The 733-nt window shown below is 67.8% G+C and carries 1 protein-coding gene and 1 pseudogene; one reads left to right on the top strand and one right to left on the bottom strand.

Annotated features, from left to right (window positions below; all coding sequences use genetic code 11):
* Nucleotides 1–212: substrate-binding domain-containing protein (locus VQ02_RS31415; protein WP_048448190.1), on the bottom strand; the 212-nt coding region annotated here is incomplete at its 3' end.
* Between VQ02_RS31415 and pstS the strand changes: the two are divergent.
* Nucleotides 205–733: pseudogene (pstS, locus tag VQ02_RS31410) on the top strand (phosphate ABC transporter substrate-binding protein PstS); the annotation flags it as partial. The gene VQ02_RS31415 and the pseudogene pstS overlap by 8 nt on opposite strands.

Raw genomic sequence — 733 nt, 5'->3', positions numbered from 1 at the left:
CTCGCCGGGACGCCGCCGCCCAGGCTGGTCGGGAACTGCACCAGCCCGTCCTTGGTCAGGGTCTCGCCCTTGAGCGGCGCGTCGGTGGCGCCGAAGTCGACGGTCTTGGCCTGGATCTGCTTGATGCCGCCGCCCGAGCCGATCGACTGGTAGTTCAGGCCGTTGCCGGTCTCCTTGCGGTACGCCTCGGCCCACTTGGAGTAGACCGGCAACGGCCTGAACTACCAGTCGATCGGCTCGGGCGGCGGCATCAAGCAGATCCAGGCCAAGACCGTCGACTTCGGCGCCACCGACGCGCCGCTCAAGGGCGAGACCCTGACCAAGGACGGGCTGGTGCAGTTCCCGACCGTCATGGGCGGCGTCGTCCCGGTGGTGAACATCGCGGGCGTCAAGCCCGGCGAGGTCAAGCTCACCGGCGAGGTGCTGGCCGAGATCTACCAGGGCAAGATCAAGAAGTGGTCCGACGCCAAGATCGCCAAGCTCAATGAGGGCGTGAAGCTGCCCGACGCCCCGATCACCGCGGTCTACCGGTCGGACGCCTCGGGCACCACCAACATCTTCACCACCTACCTGTCGGACGTGTCGCCGGCCTGGAAGTCCGAGTTCGGCGCCTCGACCACGGTCAGCTGGCCGACGGGCCAGGGCGGCAAGGGCAACGAGGGCGTCACCGCCGTCGTCAAGCAGGTCCCGAACGCCATCGGCTACGTCGAGTACGCCTACGCCAAGCAGAACA

This window comes from Methylobacterium variabile, from assembly GCF_001043975.1.
Taxonomy (GTDB): Bacteria; Pseudomonadota; Alphaproteobacteria; order Rhizobiales; family Beijerinckiaceae; genus Methylobacterium; species Methylobacterium variabile.
Note: the sequence above shows the minus strand (reverse complement) of the source record. Positions and strands in the feature narration are given on the sequence as shown.